This is a genomic window from uncultured Campylobacter sp. (assembly GCF_963517995.1).
Lineage (GTDB): Bacteria > Campylobacterota > Campylobacteria > Campylobacterales > Campylobacteraceae > Campylobacter_A.
On record NZ_CAUQHQ010000121.1, the window covers coordinates 1 to 6,841 of the forward strand.

6 protein-coding genes, 1 tRNA gene and 1 pseudogene are annotated in these 6,841 nt (G+C 44.2%); 2 read left to right on the forward strand and 6 right to left on the reverse strand.

The window, feature by feature from the left end; all coding sequences use genetic code 11:
• Positions 1 to 94: 94 nt before the first annotated feature.
• The 3 genes from RYL88_RS10460 to RYL88_RS10470 all read right to left on the reverse strand — a co-directional run bounded on the left by RYL88_RS10460 (position 95) and on the right by RYL88_RS10470 (position 1,431).
• A tRNA-Leu gene (locus RYL88_RS10460) sits at positions 95 to 181 on the reverse strand.
• Positions 182 to 269: 88 nt separating this feature from the next.
• Positions 270 to 572 (reverse strand): HU family DNA-binding protein, encoded by a 303-nt coding sequence (locus tag RYL88_RS10465; RefSeq protein WP_314470295.1) that lies wholly within the window; start codon positions 570 to 572, stop codon positions 270 to 272.
• 121 nt (positions 573 to 693) lie between these two features.
• Positions 694 to 1,431: a YaaA family protein gene (locus RYL88_RS10470; RefSeq protein ID WP_314991121.1), complete on the reverse strand. Its 738-nt coding sequence runs from the start codon at positions 1,429 to 1,431 to the stop codon at positions 694 to 696.
• A 119-nt stretch (positions 1,432 to 1,550) separates the two neighbouring features.
• Here RYL88_RS10470 and RYL88_RS10475 point away from each other — a divergent pair, with 119 nt between their 5' ends.
• Positions 1,551 to 3,800 carry a flagellin gene (locus RYL88_RS10475; protein WP_314991123.1) on the forward strand — a complete coding sequence of 750 codons (2,250 nt, stop codon included), beginning with the start codon at positions 1,551 to 1,553 and terminating at the stop codon, positions 3,798 to 3,800.
• A gap of 64 nt (positions 3,801 to 3,864) precedes the next feature.
• Here the strand turns inward: RYL88_RS10475 and RYL88_RS10480 are convergent, their stop codons facing one another.
• Positions 3,865 to 4,062, reverse strand: coding sequence for a hypothetical protein (locus tag RYL88_RS10480; protein WP_314991125.1), 198 nt, complete (start codon positions 4,060 to 4,062; stop codon positions 3,865 to 3,867).
• Here RYL88_RS10480 and RYL88_RS10485 point away from each other — a divergent pair.
• Positions 3,977 to 6,094 carry a DNA translocase FtsK gene (locus RYL88_RS10485; protein WP_314991127.1) on the forward strand — a complete coding sequence of 706 codons (2,118 nt, stop codon included), beginning with the start codon at positions 3,977 to 3,979 and terminating at the stop codon, positions 6,092 to 6,094. The genes RYL88_RS10480 and RYL88_RS10485 overlap by 86 nt on opposite strands.
• Positions 6,095 to 6,283: 189 nt before the next feature.
• Here the strand turns inward: RYL88_RS10485 and RYL88_RS10490 are convergent, their stop codons facing one another.
• Positions 6,284 to 6,619, reverse strand: a complete 336-nt coding sequence (locus RYL88_RS10490; protein ID WP_314991129.1) for a DUF3137 domain-containing protein — start codon at positions 6,617 to 6,619, stop codon at positions 6,284 to 6,286.
• A pseudogene (locus RYL88_RS10495) lies at positions 6,544 to 6,841 on the reverse strand (hypothetical protein); the annotation flags it as partial. The gene RYL88_RS10490 and the pseudogene RYL88_RS10495, both read right to left, overlap by 76 nt.

Below are 6,841 nucleotides of genomic sequence, written 5' to 3' on the forward strand. Positions count from 1 at the left end.
TTTTAAATATACGCAAAAATATCTTTAAAATCCGTCTATATCGGGGCTTTTTTATGCTTTTGGAAGTTTTGGGAAGTTTTAAGAAGTAGTATAATGGTGCCCGAGGTCGGACTCGAACCGACACAAGGTTGCCCTTACCAGATTTTGAGTCTGGCGCGTCTACCAGTTTCACCACTCGGGCTAAGAAAATCGAGATTTTACCTTGAAAGATATAAAAAAGAGATTAAAAGAATATGGAAGCTCAAATTTAAGCTTCCATAAAAAAGAAATTATTTCTTTTTAGCTTTTTTGCCTGCGCCTGCTACGACGGCTTCTTTTAGTTTTTTGCCGACTTTAAATTTAACTGCTTTGCTAGCAGGAACATCGATGGTTCTGTCCGTTCCAGGCACTCTAGCTTTTCTAGCGGCTCTTTCTGCAGTACCGAACGTACCAAAGCCTATGAAGCTAATGCTATCGCCGTTTTTAAGAACCTCTTCAATGGTTTCTAGCGCAGCATCAACCGCCTTCAGAGAATCTTTTTTAGAAAGACCGGCCTTATCGGCGACAGCTTGAATGAAATCAGCTTTTTTCATGGAATAATCCTTAATAATGAAGTGGTATGCGCGCATTTTACAACGTTTTTCTAAAAAATACAATAGTTTTTAGCCGAAAATTTAACGATTTTTACGTAAATTCGGCAAAAAACGGCGAATTTTAGACGATTTGCACCAAAAATTCGCTTTTTAGTCCCGTTTTTTTAACGTCTATGAGGCGCAAATTTTCTATGTCCATTTTACAAAGCTCGTCAAAATTTTTCACTCCGTTTTGCGCTACTTGCCTCAAAACTATCCCGCGGTAAGCTTTGGCGTAGTGGCTGACGACTTTACCGTTTTTTAGAAATTTAAAGGTCGCAAACGGTTTTCGTATGTGGTAAAATTTCTCGTAAAACTCAGCCCTAAGGTCTAAAATATTGTCATCTCCAAGCCACTCATCTATCTCGCCGCTAAAATTTTGCCTATAAAACTCCTCCAAATTTAACCCGTCTATGCGCTCGCCTTGCTTTAGTTTGTATTCAGGCAGCATATCCGCCGCAGTCACGGGGCCGAATAAATTTGAAAAAATCAGCGTATTTTTATCTATAAATTCCTGCGCCACGCTATCAAGGCTGCGGTAGTCAAGGTGCTTGTAGGCTACTCCGTCGTAGCGCAAGACGGCTTTTACCGCGCCTTTTTTAAAGAGGCTTTCGCGCAAGCTAGGCTCATCGGTCAAATTTTTCATGCCGAAAAGTTTTGAGATTTTTTCAACGGTAGCCTTTTGTAAAAAATCATCGTAGATTTTTAAAATTTCGCACCGCTTTTCGTATAAATTCGGAAAAATAAAGTCGTCCTTATCTATAAATTTGTTTGAACTCACGGCGGTTTTGGCTTCGCTAGGCGAAAAGAGTATTTTCATTTATGCTCCTTAAATTTGGCAAAATCATATCTAAAACTAAATAAATTTCGAAATTTGACGATATAGCGAGTGGAACTTTATTTGCTTGCAAGAGTTTGATTAAATTTAAGGAAAATGCGATGAGAATGACGAATCAGTTGATGAAATTTACGAATAACTACGACTATCAGACAAATATGAAAGCGCTACACAAGCTAAACACGCAAATTTCAAGCGGTCTAAAAATCCAAAATTCTTTCGAGGATAGCAGCGTTTATAACGACGGCATGAGGCTTGATTACGAGGTTGCGACGCTTGAACAGGTGCAAACGGCGACGTCTAAGGCGCAGCACTTTTCAAAAAATACCGACAAGGCTTTGGGCGAATTTAAGCAGCAACTTGAAAATTTTAAAACAAAGCTGGTTCAAGGCGCCAATGAAATCCACTCGCAAACTTCGCGAGAAGCCATCGCAAACGACCTTCAAGGTATCAAAAATCACCTGGTAAATATCGCAAACACCTCGATAAACGGGCAGTTTTTATTTGCCGGAAGCGCTATAAATACAAAACCTATAAACGGCGATACGAACGAGTATTTCGGCAATGCGCAGGCGATGAAAGCCGTAGGCGGAGCTCAGGTAAATTTGACCTACAACCAAAATGGGCAGGAGCTGTTTCTGGGCAAAGACGGCGATTATAATAAAAAAATCACCTCCAACACGATGCTAAAAGCGCAAAATTTAGACGACAGAAACAAGACCGTTTATATCGATAGCGAGCACAAAATGCGCGATCTAATCGGCTTTAAATACGTAAAAGACGAAAAGACTCTAACTAATCAAGATTTTACCGGCACCGGCGCGCGAGAGTTTCAAAAGACTACTTTTTTCTTGCAGGGCAAAAAACCAAACGGTACGAGCTTTACGAGTAAATTTAAGATGACGTCGGATGCTTCGATAAACGATCTGCTAGAAAAAATCGGCACCGAATACGGCAACACGCCGACTAATAAAGTCGTCGAAGTAACGATAAACAACCAAGGTCAAATCAACGTAAAAGACCTAAGTAAAGGCAATCAGGTTATCGATTTTCACATGATAGCGGCGACGAAAAAACTAAATAAGGCAGAGGATCTAACATCCGCTAACATTAGCGCCGCCTCAGGCGAGTTTGATTCGGTCGATAGCCTAACTAGCGGCGCAAACTCGCTTGAGGCTAAGGTACGCGCAAACCCTAGCGACTATGAAATCACGGAATTTGTAAAAAGCAAATATGAAGACCTAGGCGGCGCCGTCACGAACGCTTACGACTACGACAAGATAAATTTAAAGCAAGAAGGTAGAAATCTAGTGGGTACCGTATCGCAAGTAGAGCGCGGCAGCGGTAAATTTGCCGACGATAACACGACTCTAAGCCAAGTCGTCGGAGCTAAAAATTTATACGACGGCGAGCGAGATAAGTACAACATAAACGACCAAACTCTAAAAATGCAGATAAAATCCAGAAGCGGCGGAAACTATAAAGTGGACGTAAAATTCGGCGCAGGCTCTCCTCCGACGGCTTCTGGCGACGCTACGGTCAAAATCACTAGGCCGGATGGAACTACGTATACGACGAAGGTTTGGGATAGTTTTTATAACGACACGACCAATCCGCCGACTACAGAGGGCAGAGATACGCAGTCAAAAAATATGACTTTTAGGCAGCTAAACGACATCATCGGTATGGTCGCTAGCGATAGCGTCCCTGCAGGAGCCGGCGGTAGCGCCCAGACTGACTACGAAGCCTACAAACAAGCTATCGCAAATTCGCAAGGCAGCGTTGAAGCAAATATGGATCATAGAGGCCGCATAAAAGTAACCGATAAGCAAAACGCAGTCACTCCGATAAAAGTAGGCATATACGACGAGGTAAATGCCGATAAATTTGCCGGAGACAGTACCGGAGCTACGCCGGCTACATCCCAGGGCAAGGGTTCGCTGTGGAGCTTTTCTGCAAACAACGGCGTTGAGATAGATAGCCCGAGCGTGGATATTTTTGCGGATTTAGATAGGATGATAGAGGCCGTTAGAAGCGGTCAGTACCGCGCCGATAGCCAGAGCGAGTATCCGCGTAACTCAGGTATACAAGGCGCGATCGAGAGACTAGACCATATCGCCGATCACGTAAATAAAATCCATACTAAAGTAGGCAACCAAACAAACACGCTAACGCAAACCAACACGCACGCTAGCGTAATGGAAGTAAACGTAAAAACCGTCAAGGCCGACATCACGAATGCCGACTACGGCGAGACCTATATGAATCTAATGCAAAAAATGATGTCTTATCAGGCGATGTTGCAGTCCGTGGCTAAGATAAACCAGCTTTCGTTATTAAACTATATGTAAAAACTCGCTATAATCTACCGTTTTATTAAAGTTTCGTTATCAAAGCGGGCGGAGCGAAATGGAGTCAAATTTGATAAATTCGGCTTCGTAATTCGTCCTCCCGTAAATTTAAATTTACCGAATTTAAAGGACGCGCCATTTTAAGAGAATCGGTTTTAGTTATAGTCGTTTGTTTTCTGATATTTTTCGGGATTGCTACCATCGCGCCTGCGGCAAATTTCGTCGGGAGCTTCGGCAACGCGATCGGGCTTTGGAATTTCAAGCTTTTTGGCTTTATAGCTTACGTTTATCCGTTTGTTTTTATATTTTTTGCGTATTATATTTACAAATATTTTGACGGCTTTGACGCAAAATTCGCCCAAACCGCGCTCGGAGCGGCGCTGCTTTTTTTGGCGTTTTTGATGTTTCAATCAGGCTCAAATGCTATCTACGGCGGACTAGTAGCAAATAGCGCAAACGAGGCGCTAAAAGACGTTATCGGCGTGATAGGTATGTGGGTTTTTATTGTGATGCTTTTTGTGCTTAGCTTTGGTCTCATCGCGCAAGATAACATCCTAGCTATCCTAAAAAAGGCATTTGTAGAACCTAGTGCCAGCGAATATAAATTTGAAAACGCGGCCGAGCTTAAGCCCAAATCGCAAAAAAAACCTAAACGAATTAAGAAGCAAAAAGCAACGAACGAGGCGAATTTGGGCGATGAAAATAATGAAAATTTGGAAGATGAAGCGCAAGATTTCGGTAACGACGAATCAGACGAATCAGATGAAGGCGAGCTAAATTTAGAAGCTAACGAGACGGGGGCGGTTACCATAAACGGCGTCGAGATCCTAAACGAAGTCGCCGAAAACAAAAAACTACTCGAACAAATGGAAAAAGGCAAGGTCGAAAAGCCTAAGGATTTTGCGTTGCCTCCGCTTAAATTTTTAGCCGACCCGCCTAGGCGCTCAAACAGCGTAAATGAAGCCGAGATCGATCAAAAGATATCCGATCTGCTCGATAAACTGCGTAAATTTAAAATAGACGGCGACGTCGTGCGAACATATACGGGTCCGATCGTTACGACGTTTGAGTTTCGCCCCGCGCCGCATATCAAAGTGAGTAAAATTTTAACACTGCAAGACGATCTAGCTATGGCTCTGCGCGCGCAGACTATCCGCATCCAAGCGCCCATACCGGGCAAGGACGTAGTAGGTATCGAGGTGCCTAACCAAAATATCGAAACCATCTACCTAAAAGAAATTTTAGATAGCGAAGTCTTTAAAAACTCGAGCAGTCCGCTAACTATCGCGCTAGGCAAGGATATCGTCGGCGCGCCTTTTATCACCGATCTAAAAAAGCTGCCTCACCTGCTAATCGCGGGAACGACGGGCTCGGGTAAGAGCGTAGGCATAAACGCGATGCTGCTAAGCCTGCTATATCGCAACAGTCCGCAGACGCTGCGCCTGATGATGATAGATCCAAAGATGCTGGAATTTAGCATCTATAACGACATCCCGCACCTACTAACGCCCGTCATCACGCAGGCCAAGCAGGCCATCACCGCGCTATCAAACATGGTCGCCGAGATGGAGCGCCGCTACAAGATAATGAGCCACACGCGCACGAAAAACATCGAAAGCTACAATGAAAAAATGAAAGAAGAAGGCGGCGAGCAGTTTCCCTACATCGTCGTTATCATCGACGAGCTAGCCGATCTCATGATGACTAGCGGCAAGGACGTGGAACTATACATCGGGCGTCTAGCGCAGATGGCCAGGGCCAGCGGCATACATCTCATCGTCGCTACCCAGCGCCCCAGCGTGGACGTTGTAACGGGACTAATCAAGGCAAATTTACCTAGCCGCATCAGCTACCGCGTCGGTCAGCGCATCGATAGTAAAGTAATCCTAGATCAAATGGGCGCAGAGAGCTTGCTAGGACGTGGCGATATGCTATTTACGCCTCCCGGAAGTCCCGGCGTAATCAGGCTTCACGCGCCCTTTGCTAGCGAAAAAGAGATCGACGTGATCGTAAATTTCCTAAAAGCGCAGCAAGAGGTGGTCTACGACGAGAGATTTTTAGCAGAGGAGGGCGCTAGCGGAGGCGCAGGCGGCGGTACTGCGATCGCGGGCGAGCTAGACGAGCTCTACGAGGAGGCCAAAGAGATCGTTCTAAGCGAGCAAAAAACCTCTATCAGCTACCTTCAAAGACGTCTAAAAATCGGCTACAACCGCGCGGCTACGATCATAGAACAGATGGAGCAAATGGGCGTGCTAAGCCCGGTAAATGCTAAAGGGCAGAGGGATATTTTGTAAATTCGGCTCAAATTTGCAGGCAAGCGCCGACTGTGTTTATTTTTAGGTTGGTGCCGTTAAATTTGAAAATAGGCTTCGCTACGAGCGACTGATTTCGCGCAGCGTTGCGAAGTTTTGCGCGTTTAATCTGAGCGAATTTACGCTCAAATTTTAAGCTCATAGTCGGCAAAATTTACCGTCCAAGCAAAATTATTTATAAACGTCAAGGCTTAAATTTAACTCGTCTATGACGCGTAACAGCCGCAATATCTCGTCTTTTATGGCCTGTGCGTCAGAAAGGCTTAGCGGCGGGTCCAATAGCGAACTTTCAAAACGGTTTTTTGCGCCGTTTAAAAAGAGATAAAATTTATCATCCATAAATGCCGCGCTTAGCGACACGGTGCTGCCAAAACCCTGCTTAACCTCGCGCAGGCGTTGCATAAAACCGGGGCTTAAGAGGTAGCGCGCTTCTATTTTGTCGTCGGTAAATACGCGAAATTCGTCGTTAAACTCCGTATCGTCAAGTATCTCTTTTTCGCCAGATATTTTCGTATTTTTAGCACCTTCTTATCGGCTAGTATCGTTTGTCCTTTGAAATTTTTATAAAACTCGCAGACTAGTACTGTACCGCTAAAGTCCATGTATTCGTCATATATGACTTTACTTACTCTCAAAAGCGCCAGATAAGGGTCTTTTGAGCCGTTTGAGTCGTATGTTTTTTCTACTTTTATAGCCTCGCTTAATTGAAATTTGACATTAGCGTTAGTG

Coding starts and splice junctions, on each gene's coding strand:
- RYL88_RS10465 (WP_314470295.1), bottom strand. CDS start 572: ATGAAAAAAGCTGATTTCATTCAAGCTGTCGCCGATAAGGCCGGTCTT.
- RYL88_RS10470 (WP_314991121.1), bottom strand. CDS start 1,431: ATGAAAATACTCTTTTCGCCTAGCGAAGCCAAAACCGCCGTGAGTTCA.
- RYL88_RS10475 (WP_314991123.1), top strand. CDS start 1,551: ATGAGAATGACGAATCAGTTGATGAAATTTACGAATAACTACGACTAT.